Below are 2,141 nucleotides of genomic sequence, written 5' to 3'. Positions count from 1 at the left end.
CGCACGCCGTGTCCGAGGCGCAGTGCGCGGCCGTCGAGCAGTGCCGGCCGGATCGATGCCGGGCCCGCCGCCTCGCCGGCGTGCACCGTCACGGGGAAGAAGTTCTCGGCGAGGTAGTCGAAGGCCGCCCGGTGGTTCGAGGCGGGGAACCCGTCTTCCGGGCCGGCGATGTCGAAGCCGACGGCGCCGCGGCCGCGGAAGCTCACCGCGAGCTCGGCGATCTCGCGCGAGCGGTCGGTGTGGCGCATCGCGGTGATCAGCTGGCCGACGCGGATGCTCTGGCCGGCACGGTCAGCCGCATCCTCGCCCTCTTCGAGGCCCTGCTGCACGGCCTCGACCGTCTGCTCGAGAGTGAGGCCCCGAGCGAGGTGCTGTTCGGGAGCCCAGCGCACCTCGCCGTAGATCACGCCGTCGCGAACGAGGTCCTGCACGAACTCCCGCGCGACGCGGGTCAGCCCTTCCTTCGTCTGCATGACGCCGGTGGTCAGGTCGAACGTCTTGAGGTAGTCGACGAGCGAACCGGAGTCGCTCTGCGTCGAGAACCACTTGCCGAGGGCTGCGGGCTTCGACTCCGGGACCTCGAGCCCGATCGCGTCCGCGAGCTCGATGATCGTCGCCGGCCGCACCGCACCGTCGAGATGGTCGTGCAGCGACACCTTGGGCAGGCGGCGCAGGGAAGCGCCCTGGATCGTGACATCGCCGTTCGCGTCGATCGACATGGAATTCCTCTCGGTCGCGGATTCGCTCAGTTCAGGCTAGCGGTCGACGACTCAGGCGGTGATCCGCTCGCGCACGATCGGTCCGGCGGCAGGAGCCTCGTCGCCGACAGCCCACGAACCCTCGAGCGCTTCGAGCGCGCGGGGGAACCGCGCCTCGTCGGCTGCGGAGAGCGTGAACAGCGGCTGCCCGGCCACGACGCGGTCGCCGGGCTTGGCGTGCAGGTCGATGCCCGCCTCGAAGATCACCGGGTCCTCCGCCCGCGCGCGTCCCGCGCCGAGTCGCCACGCCGCGATCCCGAACGGGAGAGCATCCATCTGCGACACGACGCCGTCGCTCGGCGCCGTGACCACGTGGGTCTCGCGAGCCGTCGGCAGCGGAGCATCCGGGTCGCCGTCCTGCGCGCGGATCATGGCCTTCCAGCCGTCCATCGCACGTCCGTCGTCGAGGGCGGCCTCGACGTCGGCATCCGGCTGTCCTGCGAGAGCGAGCATCTCTCGTGCCAGGGCGATCGTCAGCTCACGCACATCGGCGGGGCCGCCGCCTGCGAGGACCTCGACCGACTCGCGCACCTCGTTGGCGTTGCCGATGGCGAGTCCGAGCGGCACATTCATGTCGGTGAGCAGCGCGGTCGTGGCGACACCGGAGTCGGTGCCGAGAGCGACCATGGTGCGAGCGAGCTCGCGTGCACGGTCGATGTCCTGCATGAAGGCACCCGAGCCGAACTTCACGTCGAGCACCAGCGCATCCGTGCCCTCGGCGATCTTCTTCGACATGATGCTCGAGGCGATCAGCGGGATGGCCTCGACCGTGCCGGTGACGTCGCGCAGCGCGTAGAGCTTCTTGTCGGCGGGCGCGAGGCCCGAGCCCGCGGCGCAGATCACCGCGCCCACGTCACCCTGCATCTGCGCGAACATCTCTTCGTTGCTGAGGGCGGCGCGCCAGCCGGGGATCGACTCGAGCTTGTCGAGCGTGCCACCGGTGTGACCGAGTCCGCGACCGGAGAGCTGCGGCACCGCCACGCCGAACACGGCGACCAGAGGCGCGAGCGGCAGCGTGATCTTGTCGCCGACGCCACCGGTCGAGTGCTTGTCGACCGTCTTCTTGCCCAGCGTCGCGAAGCTCATCCGCTCCCCCGAGGCGATCATCGCCTCGGTGAGCACGCGGATCTCGTCACGCTCCATGCCGCGCTGGAAGACGGCCATCGCGAACGACGCCATCTGCGCATCCGACACATAGCCGCGCGTGTAGGCGTCGACCATCCATCGCAGCGCCTTCTCGGGCACCGCGCCTCCGTCGCGCTTGGCACGGATCACGTCGACGGCGTCGAAGGGCTCAACGCTCATCGGGCGTCCTCCAGGTCTCGGGGGCCGAACGCATCCGGCAGTACTTCATCGATGGTGCGGATGCCGGAGACGGTCTCC

At 70.1% G+C, this 2,141-nt stretch carries 2 protein-coding genes and 1 pseudogene; all 3 read right to left on the bottom strand.

The features are described from left to right. A partial coding sequence (locus tag J7E68_RS03270) for an adenosine deaminase family protein (RefSeq protein ID WP_215169811.1) occupies positions 1-719 on the bottom strand: 719 nt, incomplete at its 3' end. A 51-nt stretch (positions 720-770) separates the two neighbouring features. After that, entirely contained in the window at positions 771-2,063 is a 1,293-nt protein-coding gene (locus J7E68_RS03265) for a thymidine phosphorylase (protein WP_215169809.1), read from the bottom strand. Further along, positions 2,060-2,141, bottom strand: a pseudogene (locus J7E68_RS19560) (cytidine deaminase); the annotation flags it as partial. The gene J7E68_RS03265 and the pseudogene J7E68_RS19560, both read right to left, overlap by 4 nt.

Origin of the sequence: Microbacterium sp. ISL-103 (genome assembly GCF_018613995.1) — a bacterium.
GTDB lineage: Bacteria > Actinomycetota > Actinomycetes > Actinomycetales > Microbacteriaceae > Microbacterium.
The sequence above is the reverse complement of the archived record's forward strand: the minus strand, read 5'-3'. Positions and strand labels throughout refer to the sequence as shown.

What these genes read in the sequence shown, in the direction of transcription:
- J7E68_RS03265 (WP_215169809.1), bottom strand. Translation starts at nt 2,063, where the DNA reads ATGAGCGTTGAGCCCTTCGACGCCGTCGACGTGATCCGTGCCAAGCGC.